The sequence below is a fragment of the Marinibium conchae genome, assembly GCF_015595035.1.
Taxonomy (GTDB): domain Bacteria; phylum Pseudomonadota; class Gammaproteobacteria; order Enterobacterales; family Alteromonadaceae; genus Glaciecola.
On the sequence record NZ_JADNRN010000003.1, the window covers coordinates 356,076 to 376,733 of the forward strand.

17 protein-coding genes and 2 pseudogenes are annotated in these 20,658 nt (G+C 44.0%); 12 read left to right on the forward strand and 7 right to left on the reverse strand.

Features of this window, described 5'->3' with window-relative positions; all coding sequences use genetic code 11:
- The first annotated feature begins 2 nt into the window (after positions 1–2).
- Positions 3–1,625: a type I restriction-modification system subunit M gene (locus ISG33_RS12985; RefSeq protein WP_195734040.1), complete on the forward strand. Its 1,623-nt coding sequence runs from the start codon at positions 3–5 to the stop codon at positions 1,623–1,625.
- Positions 1,626–1,689: 64 nt separating this feature from the next.
- Here the strand turns inward: ISG33_RS12985 and ISG33_RS12990 are convergent, their stop codons facing one another.
- The 7 genes and pseudogenes from ISG33_RS12990 to ISG33_RS13010 all read right to left on the reverse strand — a co-directional run bounded on the left by ISG33_RS12990 (position 1,690) and on the right by ISG33_RS13010 (position 6,364).
- Positions 1,690–2,136, reverse strand: a complete 447-nt coding sequence (locus tag ISG33_RS12990) for a hypothetical protein (RefSeq protein WP_195734041.1) — start codon at positions 2,134–2,136, stop codon at positions 1,690–1,692.
- Between the two features lie 89 nt (positions 2,137–2,225).
- On the reverse strand, positions 2,226–2,825 hold the full coding sequence (locus ISG33_RS17115; RefSeq protein WP_229333590.1) for a tyrosine-type recombinase/integrase: 600 nt from the start codon (positions 2,823–2,825) through the stop codon (positions 2,226–2,228).
- A 39-nt stretch (positions 2,826–2,864) separates the two neighbouring features.
- Positions 2,865–3,083, reverse strand: a pseudogene (locus ISG33_RS17360) (phage integrase central domain-containing protein); the annotation flags it as partial.
- A 15-nt stretch (positions 3,084–3,098) separates the two neighbouring features.
- Positions 3,099–3,368, reverse strand: coding sequence for an Arm DNA-binding domain-containing protein (locus tag ISG33_RS17120; RefSeq protein WP_255528923.1), 270 nt, complete (start codon positions 3,366–3,368; stop codon positions 3,099–3,101).
- Between the two features lie 271 nt (positions 3,369–3,639).
- Positions 3,640–5,283 (reverse strand): chaperonin GroEL, encoded by a 1,644-nt coding sequence (groL, locus tag ISG33_RS13000; protein WP_195734042.1) that lies wholly within the window; start codon positions 5,281–5,283, stop codon positions 3,640–3,642.
- 87 nt (positions 5,284–5,370) lie between these two features.
- The gene (locus ISG33_RS13005; protein ID WP_195734043.1) at positions 5,371–5,661 is read right to left on the reverse strand and encodes a co-chaperone GroES; all 291 of its coding nucleotides are present in this window, start codon (positions 5,659–5,661) and stop codon (positions 5,371–5,373) included.
- 169 nt (positions 5,662–5,830) lie between these two features.
- Entirely contained in the window at positions 5,831–6,364 is a 534-nt protein-coding gene (locus tag ISG33_RS13010) for an FxsA family protein (RefSeq protein WP_195734044.1), read from the reverse strand.
- A gap of 730 nt (positions 6,365–7,094) precedes the next feature.
- Between ISG33_RS13010 and ISG33_RS13015 the strand changes: the two genes are divergently transcribed.
- The 11 genes and pseudogenes from ISG33_RS13015 (at position 7,095) to cheD (ending at position 20,649) form a co-directional block, all read left to right on the forward strand.
- The gene (locus tag ISG33_RS13015; RefSeq protein WP_195734045.1) at positions 7,095–9,485 is read left to right on the forward strand and encodes a protein-disulfide reductase DsbD; all 2,391 of its coding nucleotides are present in this window, start codon (positions 7,095–7,097) and stop codon (positions 9,483–9,485) included.
- Positions 9,486–10,481: 996 nt separating this feature from the next.
- A complete protein-coding gene (locus ISG33_RS17315) occupies positions 10,482–11,138 on the forward strand; it encodes a methyl-accepting chemotaxis protein (protein ID WP_370545336.1) in 657 nt (218 codons plus the stop codon).
- A 17-nt stretch (positions 11,139–11,155) separates the two neighbouring features.
- Entirely contained in the window at positions 11,156–11,437 is a 282-nt protein-coding gene (locus ISG33_RS13025; RefSeq protein ID WP_195734047.1) for an STAS domain-containing protein, read from the forward strand.
- A gap of 36 nt (positions 11,438–11,473) precedes the next feature.
- Positions 11,474–13,138 (forward strand): SpoIIE family protein phosphatase, encoded by a 1,665-nt coding sequence (locus ISG33_RS13030; protein ID WP_195734048.1) that lies wholly within the window; start codon positions 11,474–11,476, stop codon positions 13,136–13,138.
- A 3-nt stretch (positions 13,139–13,141) separates the two neighbouring features.
- On the forward strand, positions 13,142–13,507 hold the full coding sequence (locus tag ISG33_RS13035) for a response regulator (RefSeq protein WP_195734049.1): 366 nt from the start codon (positions 13,142–13,144) through the stop codon (positions 13,505–13,507).
- A gap of 28 nt (positions 13,508–13,535) precedes the next feature.
- Positions 13,536–15,542: a chemotaxis protein CheA gene (locus tag ISG33_RS13040; protein WP_195734050.1), complete on the forward strand. Its 2,007-nt coding sequence runs from the start codon at positions 13,536–13,538 to the stop codon at positions 15,540–15,542.
- A complete protein-coding gene (locus ISG33_RS13045) occupies positions 15,532–16,041 on the forward strand; it encodes a chemotaxis protein CheW (protein WP_195734051.1) in 510 nt (169 codons plus the stop codon). The genes ISG33_RS13040 and ISG33_RS13045 overlap by 11 nt, the downstream gene beginning before the upstream one ends.
- Before the next feature lie 697 nt (positions 16,042–16,738).
- A pseudogene (locus ISG33_RS17320) lies at positions 16,739–17,197 on the forward strand (hypothetical protein); the annotation flags it as partial.
- A gap of 72 nt (positions 17,198–17,269) precedes the next feature.
- Positions 17,270–19,204, forward strand: coding sequence for a methyl-accepting chemotaxis protein (locus ISG33_RS17325; protein ID WP_229333620.1), 1,935 nt, complete (start codon positions 17,270–17,272; stop codon positions 19,202–19,204).
- Positions 19,205–19,207: 3 nt separating this feature from the next.
- Positions 19,208–20,032 carry a CheR family methyltransferase gene (locus ISG33_RS13055; protein ID WP_195734052.1) on the forward strand — a complete coding sequence of 275 codons (825 nt, stop codon included), beginning with the start codon at positions 19,208–19,210 and terminating at the stop codon, positions 20,030–20,032.
- A gap of 2 nt (positions 20,033–20,034) precedes the next feature.
- Positions 20,035–20,649: a chemoreceptor glutamine deamidase CheD gene (gene cheD, locus ISG33_RS13060; RefSeq protein ID WP_195734053.1), complete on the forward strand. Its 615-nt coding sequence runs from the start codon at positions 20,035–20,037 to the stop codon at positions 20,647–20,649.
- Positions 20,650–20,658: the final 9 nt, after the last annotated feature.

Consider the following 20,658-nt stretch of genomic DNA (forward strand, 5'->3'; position numbering starts at 1 on the left):
ATATGACCGAACAAGATTTAAATAAACTAGGTAGCACACTTTGGGGAATTGCCGACAATTTGCGCGGCGCGATGAACGCGGATGATTTTCGCGATTATATGTTGTCCTTCTTGTTCTTGCGCTATCTGTCAGACAATTACGAGGCCGCAGCGAAAAAGGAGCTTGGCTCGGATTACACCACTCTCGACGAAGATGATAAACGCGCACCGTTAAGTGTATGGTACGAGAAGAACGAAGAAGACGTTCCTGCATTTGAAAAACAAATGCGCCGCAAAGTACATTATGTGATTGAACCCGCGCATTTGTGGAGCAGCATCGCAGAACTTGCTAGAACGCAGCATGATGATCTTCTGCTTACCTTGCAGCAAGGTTTTAAATACATCGAAAACAAATCCTTTGAAAACAGCTTTCAGGGACTGTTCTCGGAAATCAATCTGGATTCAGAAAAGCTAGGCAAGAATTACAGCCTTAGAAACGCCAAACTTTGCACCATCATTACCAAAATCGCCGAAGGAATATCAGGGTTTTCAACGGATAGCGATACCCTAGGGGATGCTTATGAGTATTTGATAGGCCAATTCGCCGCTGGCTCAGGTAAAAAAGCAGGTGAGTTTTATACCCCACAACAAATCTCGACCATATTGTCTGAGATTGTAACGCTAGACAGTCAAGAACCTGCAACAGGTAAAAAGAAGAAACTCAATAACGTATTAGATTTCGCATGCGGTTCTGGCTCTCTCTTGTTGAATGTGCGTAACAAGCTGAAAGAAGCTGGTGGTAATGTTGGCCGTATCTATGGACAAGAAAAGAATATCACCACCTATAACCTTGCGCGCATGAACATGCTCTTGCACGGGATTAAAGATTCCGAATTTGCAATTCATCATGGTGATTCATTACTGAATGACTGGGATTTGCTCAATGAAATGAACCCAGCTAAAAAATTGCAATGTGACGCCGTTGTTGCCAATCCGCCATTTAGCTATCGGTGGGAGCCAACAGAAGCGCTAGGCGAAGACTTCCGCTTCAAGAGCCATGGTCTTGCGCCAAAATCAGCGGCAGATTTTGCTTTTTTATTGCACGGTTTTCACTTTTTAGGTGATGAAGGCACCATGGCCATTATTCTTCCCCACGGCGTTTTATTTCGTGGTGGTGCAGAAGCTCGTATCCGTACCAAGCTTTTAAGAAAAAACAATATTGATACGGTAATTGGCTTGCCAGCTAACTTGTTTTTCTCAACAGGCATTCCAGTATGTATTCTTGTTTTGAAAAAGTGCAAAAAGCCGGATGATGTGCTGTTTATCAACGCCAGTAATGAAGAGCATTTTGAAAAAGGAAAACGCCAAAACCGACTATTGCCAGAACATATCGATAAGATTATCGATACCTATCAATTCCGCAAGGAAGAAGAACGTTACGCTCGCCGTGTATCAATGGAAGAAATAGAGAAGAATGACTTCAACCTGAATATCTCAAGATATGTGAGCACTGCTAAGCCAGAGGAGAAAGTTGATTTGCAGGTTGTTAACAAAAAGCTGAGTGATTTAGAAAAAGATATCGTTTCAGCAACGAGCAAACATAACAAATTTTTAGAGGAGCTAGGGTTGCCGAAGTTACCAGTGTAGTGTCAACTAAGCACGCAATGCCGGCTTAAAACTTTATTATTTAAGCCGGCTAAAATGGCAATACTCAAGTTGAACTGAATATACCATTCTGTTCTACCTGAATACAATATTCAGTTATTTGCTCAAAAACTTGTTTTACGTCTGGGCTGAATGAGTGCAAATGTAGACCAAAATAGAGGTTATGGAGAATATCTTCAGCTTGACCGGCAGTAATAGAAGTTTGTTTTTCAAGCCAATTTGACGTGGCCTCAACTTTCTCAATTATTGTATCTTGTTTGTTCAAGTCAGCACTTGAGGAAATTAATCGGCGTCTGAATTCATATTCGTCCACGAGTGACCCCGTGTATTTGATCAGCTGCCCAAAAAGATAATGTGCTTTTTTGACTTTTGCTAAATCAACAGTTTTGTCATTTGACACTTCTCTGTATTTTTTATATACACTTTGAGCAAGAGTTTGTAAGGGTACAGGTGCCTGCACGTTTTTACTAAAAATATTCTTCAGCCTATCCATACGTTCCTTCAATTACCAAATTTTTTTACATGAATATATTAACATTTTAGGTAGTTATTCCAACATTTGATCTTTAGCTAGCGCTTTGTTCACAAATGTTTTAGTTTTTCTAAAAAGTCACTCCATTCCTGCATCATTTTAGTCCGTTTGTTTAAATGGATAGCACGATTGTATGCACGGGAAGTAGCTGTTCCAGTTAGGTGGGAAAGTTGAACGTCGACTACTTCTGGATCCCAATCTAGTTGTTCCACAAGGGTTGTTGATGCAGATGATCTACAGCCGTGGGCGGACATGATGTTTGCTTCATACCCTAAATCGCGCAAACGATTAGTCAATACGTTCTTTGACATCGGTTTGCTGCTATCTTTTGAATTTGGAAATAGTAATTCTGAGTAACCTGTACTCATCTTTAATGCTTCCAATTGCTTAAGGACTTGAGATGAGAGGGGAACGATAAATTCACGATCCATTTTCATAAAATCAGCAGGAAGGAGTATCCTTTTTTCTTTAAAATTGACGTATTCCCACCTCAGCATACGCACTTCACCTGGGCACAAAAATATCCTCGGTATCAGCTTGAGAGCTTCACTGCTGCAAAAGCTACCCCGATCATTTTCATCAATATCCCTGATCAGATTGGCAAGCCTATCAATATCTAAAATAGCAGACCTGTGAACTATTTTTGGCATTGGCTTTAGGATCTCCCTAATCTTCACTCCCATCGCTGGGTTATGACCAGTGAGTCGATTAGCCAATGCATAGTTAAAGATTCGATTAATTACCGAAAGGATGGGGGAAGCTTTTCTTGGAGAACCTTTTGACTCAACCGAAATCAATATGTTGGATATGAGAGCATAATCTATAGCATCCAACTTTTTTTTTGATAGCGGCTTTAAATCGACATCAATGTATCTTTTGATTTTTTTTACATAATCATCAGACCAACCTGACTTTTCCTTTTTTCACCACTTTAACGCTACGTCATAGAATAAGGTGCTTTCTTTTGCAGAAGCAAGCTTTCGTTCGCGTTTCACTTCAGCTGGATTAATGCCATGAATTAGCAATGCTCTAGCTTCCTCTGTAGCTTTCCTAGCGTCAGCCAAGCTCACGCTAGGGTGCTTACCCAATGCTAATTCTTGATGTTTCTTAGCAAACTTATATTTCATGCGCCAGAGTTTTGAGCCGTTACTCTTAATCAGAATAAACAAGCCATTTCCATCAGCTTTCTCGATCTGCTTTTTATCAGTCGGACATGAGAGGTACTTAACTTATGTAGCTTTTAGAGGCATTGTCACTTCTAAGTGGGGTATCATTAGGGGTACCATAATCTAAAAATGGTATATTTTGCAAACTAAATTTTATTGATCCCCCAAATTAAACCCCAAAAAATCCGCAATTTGATGCAGCTTTATAAAACTGTATGCAACACCCTAATACGAAAAAACCCACAAGCCATATGGCTTGTGGGTTAATATGCAAGTCTATGCAATTATAAAGGGCAGATTACATCATGCCGCCCATACCACCCATGCCGCCCATATCAGGCATTGCAGGAGCTGGTGAGTCGTCTTGTGGTGCGTCTGCAACCATCGCCTCAGTGGTGATCATCAAGCTTGCGATTGATGCCGCAAACTGAAGTGCACTTCGAGTTACTTTAGTTGGGTCAAGAATACCCATCTCTAGCATGTCACCGTAGGTGTCGTTACCAGCGTTGTAACCATAGTTACCTTCGCCGTTCTTAACAGCATTCGTTACTACTGATGCTTCAGCACCGGCGTTTGAAGAGATTTGACGAAGCGGTGCTTCCATCGCACGCAGAGCTAATGCAATACCATGAGTCTGATCTTCGTTGTCGCCAGTCATACCCGCTAACTTAGCTGCGGTGCGAACAAGTGCAACACCACCACCAGGTACAACACCTTCTTCAACCGCTGCACGAGTTGCGTGTAACGCATCTTCAACGCGAGCTTTCTTCTCTTTCATTTCAACTTCAGTTGCTGCGCCGACTTTGATTACCGCAACACCGCCAGCTAACTTAGCTAGACGCTCTTGAAGCTTCTCTTTGTCGTAGTCTGAAGAAGACTCTTCGATTTGCGCACGGATTTGACCGCAACGACCTTCGATACCTTCTTGCTCACCAGCACCATCAACGATAGTTGTATTGTCTTTATTGATAACAACACGTTTCGCTGTACCTAGGTCTTCAAGCTGCACTTTTTCAAGTTCTAAGCCGATTTCTTCAGAAATCACAGTACCACCGGTAAGAATAGCGATGTCCTGAAGCATTGCTTTACGACGGTCACCAAAACCAGGCGCTTTAACCGCAGCCACTTTTACAATGCCGCGCATGTTGTTAACTACAAGTGTTGCTAACGCTTCACCTTCAACATCTTCAGCAATAATAAGTAGAGGCTTCGATGCTTTTGCAACAGCTTCTAAAGTAGGCAGTAACTCACGAATGTTAGATACTTTCTTGTCAACTAGAAGAATGAAAGGTGCGTCAAGCTCAACTGTTCCGTTCTCTTGGTTGTTCATGAAATAAGGCGATAAGTAACCACGGTCGAATTGCATACCTTCAACAACGTCAAGCTCGTTCTGTAGTGCTTGACCTTCTTCAACAGTGATAACACCTTCTTTACCCACTTTTTCCATTGCTTCAGCGATGATTTCACCAACCACAGTGTCAGAATTTGCGCTGATAGTACCTACCTGTGCAATTGCTTTGCTGTCAGCACAGTCAGTTGATAACGCTTTAAGTTCTTCAACTGCTGCCGTAACAGCTTTGTCGATACCGCGCTTAAGATCCATTGGGTTCATGCCTGCTGCAACTGATTTCAAACCTTCAGTTACGATGGCTTGAGCAAGTACTGTAGCAGTTGTTGTTCCGTCACCAGCTTCGTCGTTAGCTTTAGAAGCAACTTCTTTAACCATTTGCGCGCCCATGTTCTCGAACTTATCTTCTAATTCGATTTCTTTCGCTACTGAAACGCCGTCTTTGGTGATAGTAGGAGAGCCAAATGATTTTTCCAAAACAACGTTACGACCTTTAGGGCCCAAAGTTACTTTTACTGCGTTAGCTAGGATGTTTACGCCGTTAAGCATTTTGCTACGAGCGTCATCACCAAAACGTACTTCTTTTGCTGCCATGATTCTTTTCCTCTTTACTCTTGAATGTCACTTTCGCCTTGATTTGACCTTAGGCAAAAGTGCAAGTTAGGTACTTTAAATTAACTATTACTCTACGATTGCAAGAATGTCACTTTCGCTAAGGATAAGCACTTCTTCGCCGTCTAATTTTTCAGTTTTTACGCCGTAGCCTTCACTGAAGATAACAAGATCACCTACTTTAACGTCGAGTGCTTTAACGTCGCCGTTATCTAAAACGCGGCCGTTACCAACAGCAACAACTTTGCCGCGTGTTGATTTTTCAGCTGCAGAACCAGTTAGAACGATACCACCTGCTGATTTGCTTTCTTGCTCTTCGCGTTTAATGATGACGCGGTCGTGTAAAGGACGAATTGCCATTTTCAAATCTCCTGAAAATCCAATATAGATAGTTAGTTTCTATTGTGTTTAAAAAAACATTCACCGAGGCGAACGCATTAAGCACCAAACTTTTCGGTACTTAAAATCAATTGTTGCGTGTTAAGTGGGGTTTTGCCCTAGGATCTCAAGGGGCTTTTTAAAAAAAATCTTAATTCAATCGATTTTTTGATTCAGAATCATCTTCAGATGCCGTCTTGTCTTCGTATTCTGCATCAAAAACATCCCCGTTTTGGCTGTCTCGCTGCCCAAACGGAGAACGAGGTTCACCCTGACTATGATCAAAACCACCTTGCTGATGAAATGAAAAATTTCCCTGCACCTTGCCTGAAGCGACTAAGGATTTAACAATATAAGCCGCTATCGGTGCTCGAGTGATTGGCATAGTAAACAGCAAACCAATAATGTCGGTTATAAAGCCCGGCGTAACAAGCAGCACACCAGCAACCAAGAGCAACAAGCCTTCACTCAACTCTTTACCCGGTACTTGCCCCTGCGCTATTTTTGTTTGTACATTGCGCAGTGCACTAGCACCCTCTTTGCGAACGAAGTAAGCACCAAAAAAGGCAGTGATGATGACCACTGCAAAAGTGTTCCAGCCGCCAATATTGTCGCTGACACTGATCAGCAACATAATTTCGAGAATAGGCAATACTGCAAAAATGATAAACAACCGACCAAACATGCCTTCTCCCGTTAACGTTCGTTTTTGCCACATAGGCCTCAAAAGAAGTATGGCCAAAACTACATAATTCAAGACCATACACCTCTCAACTCAAAAGCACGCAGAGGCTTCCCGCCTAGCTCAAGCGTCACTCGACAGGGATGTCGAGTGCCGAGCGTGCCATGGATGGCCTTGAAGCGACTTGAGATAGGTGGGGAGCCTTTGTGGGATTTGGAGTTATTGAGCATTACGCACAAAGTACAGCTCCAACTTATCAATGAATTGTGAACTTTACACCTCTCAACTCAAAAGCACGCAGAGGCTTCCCGCCTAGCTCAAGCGTCACTCGACAAGGATGTCGAGTGCCGAGCGTGCCATGGATGGCCTTGAAGCGACTTGAGATAGGTGGGAAGCCTTTGTGGGATTTGGAGTTATTGAGCAATACGCACAAAGTACAGCTCCAACTTATCAATGAATTGTGAACATTACACCTCTCAACTCAAAAGCACGCAGAGGCTTCCCGCCTAGCTCAAGCGTCACTCGACAAGGATGTCGAGTGCCGAGCGTGCCATGGATGGCCTTGAAGCGACTTGAGATAGGTGGGGAGCCTCTGTGTGTTTTTGATTAATAAACAACAATAAAGAAAAGTTTCAGGTATGCGAAAGAAGACACCGTTACCTCGGGTCTTGTTGCATGCGAAGCATACTCGATACATACTTGCACACAATTGTAGAAAAGGTTTAGCCCATATATGAAGTTTTTTGATAAGTTCAGAATGTCACTTAGATCGTCAATCTTAGTTGCAATGGCCGCATTCATTGCATACCCGCAGGCCTGCAATGCGCAATTCGACGTGTCGCCACAAACATTATTTGCCGACACCCCAGATTTCTTAAAGGTAGAAGATGCGTTCAAAATGGACTTTGAACAGCAAGGTAACGAGCTTATTGTAAAATGGGACATTGCACCAAGCTACTATCTGTATAAAAAACAGTTCAAAGTTGAAGCCGACGGCGCCGTACTTGAGCAAGGCCGTTTTCCGCCATCAGTGCAAGTAGAAGACGAATATTTCGGTATTTCCGATGTGTACAAAACCGACATGCAAATGTCCTTTCCCATCACATTTGCCGATGCAGGCGCAAGCGTTGAGCTTAGCTATCAAGGTTGTGCCGAAGCTGGTCTTTGTTATCCGATTAAAACCATCAGCATTCCACTAAATGAAGTAAAAAAAGTAGAGACTCGAGAAGATCTTGATTTAAGAAGCCTGTTTTCAGAGCAACCGACTTTCCTAAAAGTTGAAGAAGCCTTTGGAATGGAACATAGCCAATCCGATGGCAAATTAACTGTTAACTGGACGATTGCCGATGGCTATTACCTCTATAAAAAACAATTCAAAACAGTGGTAAAAAATGCTGATTTGGGAGATGCAATATACCCAGAGTCGACCCCAATAGAAGATGAATTTTTTGGTAAATCAGACGTTTTCTTTGAAGACATGAAGGTGGAATACCCGATTAATTCAGCAGAGCAAGATTCAGTTGTTAAAATACGCTTTCAGGGTTGTGCCACCGCTGGCCTTTGCTACCCTCCTACCACCAAAATTATTTACCTTAACGCTTATCCTAACGCTACAGGCAGCAGTGCAGGCGAGCTTGAAGCAAGTGTATCCGACTCCGAAGCGCCGCAATCTGAGCAATTCCAACTGGCCGATAAATTGCTGTCAAATGAGAGTCTACTCATTACCCTCGGCTTGTTTGTATTGCTCGGTTTGGGCTTAGCCTTTACGCCTTGCGTGTTTCCCATGTACCCAATTTTATCGAGTATTATAGTAGGAGCGGGTAAAAATAAGCTCACTACGGGCCGCGCCTTCTTCTTGTCTTTTGTGTACGTGCAAGGCATGGCCATTACCTATTCTTTGTTAGGATTAGTTGTTGCTTCGGCTGGTGTCCAATTCCAAGCAGCTCTGCAATCTCCTATTGTTCTTGTTGTATTCATTGTACTTTTTGTGGCCCTTGCCATTGCAATGTTCGGTGGCTACGAAATACAGCTTCCTTCTAAGTGGCAAGAAAAACTTAATGGCGTGAGTAATAGTCAGAAAGCGGGGAATCCCATTGGTGTCTTTATTATGGGTGTCATTTCAGGTCTAGTAGCTTCGCCATGCACCACCGCGCCTCTCACTGCAATACTATTGGTGATTGCACAAAGTGGCGATTTATTACTTGGTTTCAGCGCTCTGTATGCCTTGAGCATCGGTATGGGCATACCGCTGATTTTATTTGGCATGACAGGGGGTAAACTATTACCAAAAGCTGGCCAATGGATGAATGTTGTGAAAACCAGTTTTGGTTTTATGATGCTCTCGGTAGCCATACTGTTCGTAGAACGCTTCATTATCGCCGACTGGACCATGCTCCTTTGGGTAGCGTTAGGGTTAGCCCTGTTCAGTTACTGGTTTGTCGTTAACCTCGACAGCACAACAAGCTTTCTAAAGGGCGTACGAACCCTCGTCATTTTAGTGGGTTTAGTGGTGTCTATTATTTTAGGTCTAAGCAGCACTGCGAACATGGGCTGGCATAGTTTGTCCTTATCCAACTCTGGTAAAATTCAACAAACACAAGTGCAGGTACAAAACCTGGAATCTCAGATAAATGAGCTAAAAGCCATCCTCACCGACATAGCAGTAAATGGCAATGCGGATTCATCTGAGCTAAAAGCCAAGTTAGACAAACTTGAAGCAAGTACTGGCAGTGTAAAGTTAAATGCTAAGGGCCATCCAGAATTTATGGTGGTTAAAAATTTAGAGGATCTGTTTGGGAAAGTTGGCGCTGCCTCGGCGCAAGGTAAGTCAGTGATGGTTGATCTATATGCAGACTGGTGTGTTGCTTGTAAAGAGTTTGAAGCCAGAACTTTCCCAGATCCAAAAGTGATAAAAGCACTAGAGAGCACCGTTTGGATGCAAATTGACCTAACCGACAACACGCCAGAGGGTTTGGAGTTCCAAGAATATTTTGATATTACAGGTTTACCTACTATTTTATTCTTTGACAAAAACGGCTACGAACTATCTAAAGCCAGAGTCACTGGCTTTATGAAGGCTGACCCTTTCGCTGAACATGTTGAAAGAGCTTTAGCGCAAGAATAGGCTGGCTCATCTGGCAAAAAACAAGGTATAGCAATTAATACAGCGTAGCGCCATTGATTAAAAATAGCGCTACGCCTGTATTAAGTTTCAGCAGCAAATCTCAAAAAAAACCTCAATTCATTACCTAAATATATAAATCTCATAATATTGAATGAAATTTCATACCTTAATTAAGACTCAAGATCTATAAACTCAATTGCATCTAATATTTCAGTTGATTCGCGAGACATCACTCTTCAACGCTTTGAAATAACGTTAAAACAATCCTAAATGTTTTTAAATTTAGAACGATAACCTCTAAACAGATGTTCAAGTTTTGAGCATAGCTTCGAGAGCAGAAATTGCTCCTTGGCTTTGTCAAATTCTTGGCGGTAAGCGCAGTCTATAGTCGTTTAACGCCCGCTATTTTAGGTTTATTTTTTGTATGAAATTATTAGTTGGAAAGCCATGAGCAGCTTGTCGATAAAAACTACAACATTACTTGCCATAGCGAGCATAGTTAGCTTTGTGCTTGTTTATCTCGAGCTGCCCTATTTCGCTGTTTTATTGAACAGCTTCGGCTTTCTTGCGATTTTTTATTTTGGAAGCACTTTTACAGTTAACACTCATGAGCAAGATGACGCAAAAGCCGCGGACAACCAAAAACAGTCTCCCTACGATACCTTTGAACACTTCACTTCGCTCAAACACGAGTTCGTGCCAACCCTAGTTGAGTGTGAGTCAAACTTGTCGGATATACTCAGCACCCAGAACGACGCCGTCATGACCCTCAGCACAAGCTTCACCACTCTGCAATCGCTGGTTGAGGTGCAATCAAATACTATACAAACGCTAATCAGAGCAGAAGCCACTGTACACAGCGATGAGTTTGGCAATATCTCTACGCCAGAAGGCTCGGATGAACTCTACAGTGAAAAAATGCGTTCATTTGCCGACAACACATCGCTCACACTCGACAAGTTTATATCGTCGACTGTTGAGATGTCGGCATCGTCAATGGAGCTCCTTGAGCGCGTAACAGAAATATACAACAGCGTTCCGCAGGTGATGAAGGCCCTGAAAGACATCGATAGTATTGCTGACCAAACTAATTTATTGGCACTAAACGCTGCCATTGAGGCAGCCCGCGCGGGCGAGCACGGTAGAGGCTTCGCCGTTGTTGCAGACGAGGTTCGCTCATTATCAAATCGCTCGTCTGAATTCAGCGATGCCATTCAGGCACGCCTCAAAAACATGACCCAACAAATCGAGACGCTTACCACAGAGGTAGGCGAGTTGGCGTCGTATGACGTGAGCTACGTAATTGACGCAAAGAAAGAAATTAACGACGCCCTGCTCAGCATTATCGCAAAAGCAGAGTCGGATGCCAAAGTTACAATGGGCTTAGAAGAAACCGCGCATCAGCTCGAAGTCTCATTAGGTGAGGCTATACGGGGCCTACAATTCGGCGATATCAACGGTCAAAATCTACAATTTACAGCGCAGTCTTTGGAGTTTATCAGAGACCATATAGAGCGCCTTTCATTTGACAATATTGACCAAGTAGCCCAAGAAATACACGATTACTTAGAGTCAATGAAGGCTCGTAAAACCAGTAGTCATAATCCCGTTTCAGCCACCAGCATGGATGCCGGCGACATTGATTTATTTTAAAGATTAACGAGGCAGTCATGAGCGAAAAATCATTACAGATACCTGAGCGTTTCGACTTTGGTTATCACAAAGAGTTTACAGAGCAGTACCAACAGATACTAGAAGACAAGGGAGTCACTCAAATTGCCTTGGACTTTAGCCGTGTAGGTTACCTAGACAGTTCGGCCTTGGGCATGATGGTATTGTTTCAAAAGAAAGCGAAAAGCCAAAATGTTGCCGTGAGGATCCGCGGCGCTAAAGAGAGTGCTAAAGAGATTCTGCAAATTGCGAATTTTGATCGGCTCTTCGAAATTTCTTAGTTATATCGTCACTATTTTGAAACCATAAGGCTATTCATGCGTGTACTAATTGTTGAAGATGATCCCCTTTTTGCCGAAATACTCGAGGTATTTTTGGAAGACAAAGGCTGCAGCACCATTTTGGCGGATCATATTCAGGCAGCGAAAGATCAACTGCAAGTATCTCCCTTCGACTTTATATTGCTTGATAATCACTTGCCGGACGGTGACGGCATTAACTTTGTTCCCTTTATTCGCGAACTCCCTTACAAAGTACCGGTGATGATGATCACTGCTGAAGATAATCAAATAGTAATGTCTGAAGCCTTCGAAAAAGGGGCCGACGACTTCCTGATCAAGCCGATTAGCGTAGATTTGCTATGGCAAAAGATCCAACGCTGTCGAGCCCTATATGATAAGGAAACCGAACTGATACAAAAGACAACGCGTTTGGAAAAGCTAATAAATCAGCAGGAACAAGAAGAGCATCTCGCTCGCTACGTATATGAGCATGTTGCCGCTTCGCTTATTGCTGAAGAAGAATGTGTAGGTACTTACATCCAATCCTCTAGTGCCTTTAACGGTGACGTGTTTATTTCCGACACCGCACCAAACGGCAACCGCTTTGTTATTCTTGCCGATGCAACAGGGCATGGACTGGCCGCGGCGATCAGTATTTTGCCGCTGGTAGCAACCATTCGCGCCATGATCCGCAAAGGGCTTTCACTAGCGCACATTGTGCATGAGGCTAACAAAAAACTGTATTTGGAATTGCCCGACGATAAATTTGTAGCACTCATCGGTGTTGAAATTAATTTCCATAAACAGCATTTACAATTGTTCAATGCTGGTATGCCCGATGTGCTATCACTAAGAACAGATAAATCGCTAGAGCACTATCAATCGAAATCGATGGCGCTGGGCATTTTGGAGCCGGAAAATTTTGACCCAGGCATCATTACGCTGGATACCGGTCCAATCAGAAACCTATTCTTCTTCAGTGACGGTTTGATAGAACAGCCTAATCCACTCGGCGACCCCTTCGGTATGGACCGACTTATCGATATTTTAACGCGCTACGACAGTAAAGAGCCCTTGGTAAGTCGAGTAGTCAATGAGTTTACCGTATTTAATGAACTCGGTGAGCTTTTAGATGATTTATCGTTGTGTGATCTCCAAGTAGAAGCGCTGATGGATAAGCACCTATACGACAACACCAAAAAAGCATTGGCACACACTAGCGGTCAAATCACCGCAACGATTGAAATCGAAGGTGGCATGATAGCGAGCGCCGACATTGTTGGTTGTCTCGACAGCATCATGCGCAGTGTAGATATGGTGGGTGACTTGCGTCAAAAAGCCTTTACTGTCTTTGCTGAACTCATCAGTAACGGCCTTGACCATGGCATATTAAATCTCGATTCCAAGCTGAAAAATGATTTCGCAGGTTTCGCCGAATATATCGAGCTTAAAGAAGAAAGACTGGCGAATATTCCTGATAGTGAAAAATTGAGCATGAAACTTGCTTTCTCCCCGGAAACAGGAGAAATCGACTTCTCAATCATAGATTCCGGCGACGGCTTCGATATGAATAAAGAAAAAGACGTAGGCGATGATGCCCTATCAGGTCGAGGCTTAGACCTAATAAACAAATTGTGTAAAAACGTAGAAGTAATTGCACCCGGTAACCAAACTAAAGTTAACTTGAAGAGAGACTATTAACCAATGAGCAAACACATTTTGGTAGTAGATGATTCACCATCCATTCGTCAGATGGTGACAGTAACGTTGAAGTCGGCAAAGTACCAAGTCACAACCGCTGAAGACGGGCAAGCGGCGCTTGACCTGTGTAAGCGCATGCAATATGACTTTGTCTTAACCGACCAAAACATGCCGCGTATGGATGGCCTAACCCTCATTAAGTCGTTGAGAGGAATGGGAACATACAGAACCACACCCATCGTTGTGCTCACCACTGAAGCAAGTGACACGATGAAAGCGCAGGGTCGCGCGGCAGGAGCCACCGGATGGATGGTTAAACCGTTTGACCCTCAAAAATTATTGAGCGTCGCGGCTAAAGTTCTACGTTAAGTTCCCACTTAAGTAAAAGGCGACCTCAATGTCAGTAGACATGAGCCAATTTTTTGGCGTTTTCTTTGAAGAGAGTCACGAGCATTTAGAAGACATGGAACATCTGTTGATGGAACTGTCTTTAGATAGCCCTGACCCAGAAGATCTGAATAGCATCTTCCGTGCTGCCCATTCAATTAAAGGCGGTAGCGGTGTGTTTGGTTTTGATGCACTGACAGGTCTTACGCACGTGATGGAAAATATTCTTGATCTCGCCCGCAAAGACGAGCTCACCATCACTAAGCCTATCGTTGACCAACTGCTCATTACGGTCGACACCCTTAAAAACATTCTTGAATGCTATCAAAACGAAGATGATATCGACTGGGACAGCATAGAGAAAGGCACCGTTGAACTCGAAGCTCTTTTAAAAAAGGAGGGCGAGCAAGCAGCAACGGATGATGACGAAGATGATGGTTTCGGTTTCTTTGACGTGCCTGTGCAAGATGATGATGACGATTTTGGTTTTTTTGAACCCCTAGATGAACCAGTTGAACAAGAAGAAAAAGGCTATGGCATTTATGCTGATGAAGACGCCAAGAAGGCTGCTGAAGGCGCAGTAGAACTCGACGACGAAGATGACGGCTTTGGCTTTTTTGATGACGAACCTAGCGAAGCAGTTGAAGCAAGCGCGACAACTGAAAATACCAACGAAGACCCCGCCGCTTCTCAGCAAAAAGATAACGTAAAAACAACGAAAACGCCTGTTGAACAGAAACCGGCCGCAGCGGCGAAAGAAGTCGCTTCTAGAAAAACTGCACCAAAACGTACAGCCAAGAAAACAGAGGTTAAGGAATCTTCGTCGATACGCGTCGACACCATGAAAATCGATTCCCTGGTTAATTTAGTTGGCGAATTAGTGATTACCCAGTCAATGATAAAAATTGTTGGTAAAGACGTTCATGGTGAAGTAGAAGAAAAACTTGAGGGGGCGATTGGCGAACTCTCTCGCAACATTCGTGAGATTCAAGAAGCCGTAATGTCAATGCGCATGTTACCGATGTCTTTCGCATTCAACCGTTTTCCTCGCGTCGTTCGCGATCTTGCAGATAAACTCGCTAAAGACATCGAGCTTGTGATCGAAGGCGGCGCAACTGAGATCGACAAGGGCATGATTGAAAAGCTCGTCGACCCACTTACCCACCTTATTCGAAATAGCGTCGACCACGGCGTCGAAATGCCCGACGAGCGCGAGGCCGCTGGTAAACCGCGAAAAGGCACGGTAGTGCTAAACGCTGAGCAACGTGGCGGCAGTATCATCATTTCCATCACCGATGACGGCGCAGGCCTCAATCGCGACAAAATTCTCGAAAAAGCCCTAGCAAATGGCCTTGACGTTGCACCTGATATTGATGACTCACAAGTGTGGCAGTTAATTTTTGAACCTGGTTTCTCCACCGCTGAAGCGGTTACCGATGTATCGGGCCGTGGCGTAGGTATGGATGTGGTTCGTCGGAACATTGAGTCAATCGGTGGTAGCGTCGAGATAGAATCTGTGAAGGGTGAAGGCTCGGTATTTAGGATTCGTTTGCCACTCACGCTGGCTATAGTCGATGGCATGTGTGTCGCGGTAAACGACCAAACTTTCGTCATCCCCCTCACTAACATCATTGAGTCGATGCAGCCTAGCGCAGAACAAATCAAAACCATCGGTAACGATCGTTTACTGTGGGTACGAGAAGAATACTGGCCACTCGTTCCCTTGCATGAACTAATGGAAATTGACGGCGCAATTACCGACCCTTCAAACGCAATTGTGGTGCTAGTAGAAACATCACGCAAACGATTCGGCCTGCTAGTTGATGGCTTAGAAGGTCAACAACAAGTAGTAATAAAAAGTTTAGAGCAGCATTACAAACGCGTGGCTGGTGTTGCTGGGGCAACCATTATGGGTGACGGCGGCGTAGCATTAATCTTAGATATAGAGTCTATCGCTTCGGTAGTCACCATCCCTAATCAACAAACGCATCAATCGGAGGTGTCCGTTGTCGGCTAACCAGAAAAATAACGACCTACAACTCAGTTCAAGCTCTCAACAAGAGTTCCTGACCTTTGTGCTAGGCGATGAAAACTATGCCTTAGACATCATGACAGTGAAAGAGATTCGCGGTTACGAAGATGTCACCAAAATAGCGAATGCACCCGATTACATCAAAGGTGTGTTAAACCTGCGTGGCGACATTGTTCCCATTATCGATTTACGCATTAAGTTTGAAGTAGGCGAGGCTACCTATGATGAGTTCACCATTGTCATTATGTTGATGATTGGTGAGAGAGTCGTCGGCATCGTTGTTGATGAAGTCAGTGATGTTATCAAGGTTGATGACGAAGACATTAGACCGCCTCCGGAATTTGGCGTCGCCTTTGATAGTGCATATTTGCATGGGTTAACCACCATAAACGAACAAATGATTATTTTAGTAAACATTCAAAAATTAATTTCTAGCGATGAGCTAGGTCTGTACGACAAGAGCCAAAAAGCGGAGCAAGAGTAAAATGAAAATATTAAGTGTGTTTGATAACATCAAACTTCCTATTAAAATGTCAATTATCGCTTTGCTTGCTTTTATTGGCCTTGCGATCCCAACCTATTACTACACCACCCTATCAGTTAGCGGGCAAGCATCCGACGAGATCGAACTGAAAGGGATTACGCCGGCATCAGAGGTTGTGATGCTGAAGAAGTTACTCGCCGAACACCGTGGTATGTCGGCTCGCCTATTCGGTGGCGATAACAGCGTAGCAGACTCTCTGAGATCAAAAGCAAGTGAGGTAGAGCGTCAATTTTCAACCATACGCGCAGATTTAAAAGACGCAGGTGCCGATTCAGGCTTAGAACGTAATTTGGATGACTTAGAATCGACTTGGAAAAACGTTCAATCCCGCGTTAATAATCGCCAATACAACAAAGCCCAGTCTTTTGCCGAGCATTCTTCTTTAATGTCTGATGCAGACGGTGTTATTTCAAATATCCTGAAATTCTTTTTACTTAGCTACGATCCTTCGGCGGCAAGTTACCATGTAATTATTGCTAATTTCGAGAATTTACCGCGCTTAGCCGATGCACTTGGCAAAGTTCGTGGCTCTGCTTCTGGCGTATTGGCAGCAGGCGCGATAACGCAAGCTGAAGTAGGTGTTATTCGCGGGTTCGTGAATACCATCAATGCCCCGTCAAGAGACTTTGATTACAACATGCTGTCGGGCTCTGACGCTGATGAGCGTTTGAATAAACTACGATCAACTAGCGCAACGATTAAAAGTAGCGTTGACAACTTAATCCAAGTAGCCGAACGCGAAGTGCTAGTGGGCGGCGAACTCAGCTACTCTCCAGCTCGCTTTTTTGATGAATATTCAAGTGCCATCAACCAACTATATGAGCTGCATGAAGAAAGTATCGTTTTATTGAGGACCATCATAGAGGAGCGTGTCGACAATACTGTTGCCGAGCGCAGAACAACGCTGTTCACCATCGGCATTCTGTTTATCATTAGCTTATTTATCGGCTTCGTGATAATTCGCTCAGTAAATACCTCGGCGAGTAAACTGATTAGCTCATTCGCGAAAATTTCTCAGAATGACTACGACATTGAATTTACGACTAGCCGCAAAGATGAGATGGGTATACTCGAGCGCGAGCTGGCTGAATTAACAGAAAAGCTTAAAGAAGCTGCTATCGTTGCGATTGAAGCCTCAAAAGTCAAACAAGCTCTCGACAGCAGCTCGATGTGTTTTATGATGTCAAACGCTGATCGTGAAATCGTTTATATGAATGAAGCGGTTAAGAAATTAATGGAAGAGAGTGAAGCCGAAATTCGCAAAGAACTCCCACAATTTAATGCGTCAACGCTCATTGGCACTCGTATTGATAGTTTCCATCATAACCCTAAACATCAGCATGCGGTTCTCGACCAATTAACGGGTACACACGAAGCGCGCTTGGACCTAGGCGGCAAATCATTCAAGCTCAATATCAACCCAATCAAAGATGAAAAAGGTAACGACCTTGGTAACTCTGTTGAATGGCTAGACATGACCGAGATTTATGAAGAAGAGCGCAGAGTAGCACGTATTCTTGAAGCTCTTGATTCATCGTCAACGAATATTATGATTGCCGACGCCAACCGCGATATCATTTACATGAACCGTTCGCAGGTAGTGATGATGAAAGAAGCTGAATCAGACCTTCGCAAAGTGCTTCCGCATTTTGATGCCAGTGACATTATTGGCAACAGTATGGACCGCTTCCACAAAGATCCTTCACATCAACGCGGTTTACTCGACAGACTCACCGAAGCACATACATCAGAAATCACGGTGGGTGCGCGTCACTTCCGCCTAACAGCCAACCCGATCATGTCGAAAGATAACGAGCGTATTGGCACCGTAGTGGAGTGGTTAGATAGAACCAAAGAGATTAGAGCAGAACAAGAAATCGCACAAATGGTTAGTGCTAGTTTAGCTGGTGACTTTACGCGAAGAATTGAGGAAAGCGATAAAGAAGGTTTCTTATTGACCATGTCGCAAGGTTTGAACGAGCTAGTGAAAACCACCGAGGCGGGTCTGAATGAAGTGAGCAATGTCCTCTTGGCGATATCTGAAGGTGATTTAACCAAACGCATAACGTCGGACTATCAGGGTACCTTTAACGACCTGAAAAATTACAGTAACACTACTAGCTCAAACCTAGCTGATGTTATTAGTAAAATCCGAGAAGCATCAGAAACCATTAACAATGCCTCTTCTGAAATCGCACAGGGCAACTCTGATCTCTCCACTCGTACCGAGCAGCAAGCTTCTAGCTTAGAAGAAACTGCCTCGAGCATGGAAGAGATCACCAGTACCGTTCGCTTGAATGCAGAGAATGCCAATCAAGCTAATGGACTTGCCTCACAAGCAGCGCAGGTTGCAGGCAGTGGTGGCGACTTGATACAAGAAGTGGTGATGACCATGGCCTCTATTAACGAGTCATCGCAGAAAATTTCCGACATCATTGGTGTTATCGATGGCATTGCCTTCCAAACCAATATACTCGCACTTAACGCCGCGGTTGAGGCTGCTAGAGCAGGCGAGCAAGGTCGAGGTTTTGCCGTAGTTGCATCGGAAGTAAGAACACTTGCACAGCGCTCTGCTAATGCTGCGAAAGACATCAAAGACCTGATCTCAGACTCGGTCGCAAAAGTTGAGAACGGCAATCAATTAGTTAACCAGTCGGGCGATACAATGAAAGAAATCGTGGTGTCAATTCAGCGCGTCAACGACATTATGAGTGAAATTGCCGCTGCATCTGCCGAGCAAGCGAGTGGTATTGATGAAGTAAGCAAAGCCGTCACCCAGATGGACGAGATGACCCAGCAAAATGCTGCCTTAGTTGAGGAAGCCGCAGCCGCCGCTGAAAGCATGCGCACACAGGCCGGCGACTTGACCGACCGTGTAGGCACATTCAAGCTTAACGAAGAAGACGTAAGCTCTAATAGAGCAATAGGGCACCAAAGCGGATCAGCGAAGGCCAGCACAGCGGCACCATCCCGGTCAACAGCCGACCCATTATCGCGTCAGTTCGAAGAGCTACCGTCGGTAATGAGCACCGCAGAATCGCGTGAAGCCAGTCGTAAGGTGATACCCACAAAGTCGGAAGATGATGAATGGGAAAGCTTTTAAGTCATGGTTGTAAGCCCTGCAAAAAAGGAGTTCACTTACAGCACTGCTGATTTTGAAGCCGTGCGTAAGAAACTCAAAAAGCTCACGGGGATTAACCTTGCTGATAGTAAAGACAGCATGGTCTATTCTCGTTTAGCACGACGCATACGCGTATTAAAATTGGGTTCTTTTTTGCAGTATTTAACCTACCTCGACAACAATGCTCCAGAGCAAGAAGAGTTTGTTAACGCGCTTACAACTAACCTCACCTCCTTCTTCAGAGAAAGTCATCATTTTGATGCACTTGAGGCGCATTTAAAGAAAAACCCAAAGGCGACGAAAATTTGGTGTGCCGCCAGTTCAACCGGTGAAGAGCCCTACTCTATTGCCATGACTGCGGTAAAAGCCTTCGGTAAATTCAGTTGCCCTGTGCAAATTATTGCCTCCGACATCGACAGCAAAGTGCTTCAAACAGCTAGAGAAGGTATGTATCGCAGCGATCAAATTCGCGATCTGCCGATTGAAATGAAACGACAGTTTTTTCACCGAGGCACCGGTAATCATGATGGAAAAGTACGGGTAGTAAAAGAACTACGAGAACTCGTGCAGTTTCAGAAGTTAAATCTAATGGACGATAGTTACGCCATTCCGAAAAATATCGATATTGTGTTTTGTCGTAACGTCATGATTTATTTCGATAAACCGACTCAGTTGGATATTTTACAAAAAATTGTAAAACACATGGCTCACGATAGTTTGTATATTGCCGGCCATTCGGAAAATTTCGGCCATGTTAGCCAGGTACTTACGCCCCTCGGTAAGACCATATACAAACCGAAGCGGGGATAACATTGAATATTTTTGACAATGAACATCTAGCCCCGAATCGCTATTTTGATCGCAATTTCAACACAGATGCGGTAAAAATTCTTCCCGGCGAGTACTTCGCTACTAGCGAAAAAACCATGATCGTGACCGTTCTAGGCTCTTGTGTGTCTGCTTGTATTCGAGATCCAATCACCCAAATTGCTGGCATGAATCACTTTTTATTACCTGCCAATGTCGACGAAGATAACTTCGTTTCGGAGTCGGCTCGATATGGCGTGTATGCCATGGAAATTTTAATTAACCACATGCTCAAATTAGGCGCAAATCGAAACCGATTAGAAGCCAAAATATTTGGTGGCGCTAACGTGTTAAGAGGCTTCTCAGCGGCAAACAGCGTAGGCGAAAAAAACGCCTTGTTTGTGAAAGAGTACTTAGAGGCTGAAAAAATTAGGGTCACGGCAACCGATTTACTCGGAGAGTTCCCTCGTAAGCTCTATCTCTTCCCTGAAACCGGTGAAGTGAAAGTACGTAAACTTAAATCCATGCACAACACCACCATCATTGATCGCGAGAGCGAGTACAAGGTTAAAATTAAACAGAGCGGGTCTACTAGGGGCGGTGATGTTGATTTGTTCTAACACCAGATA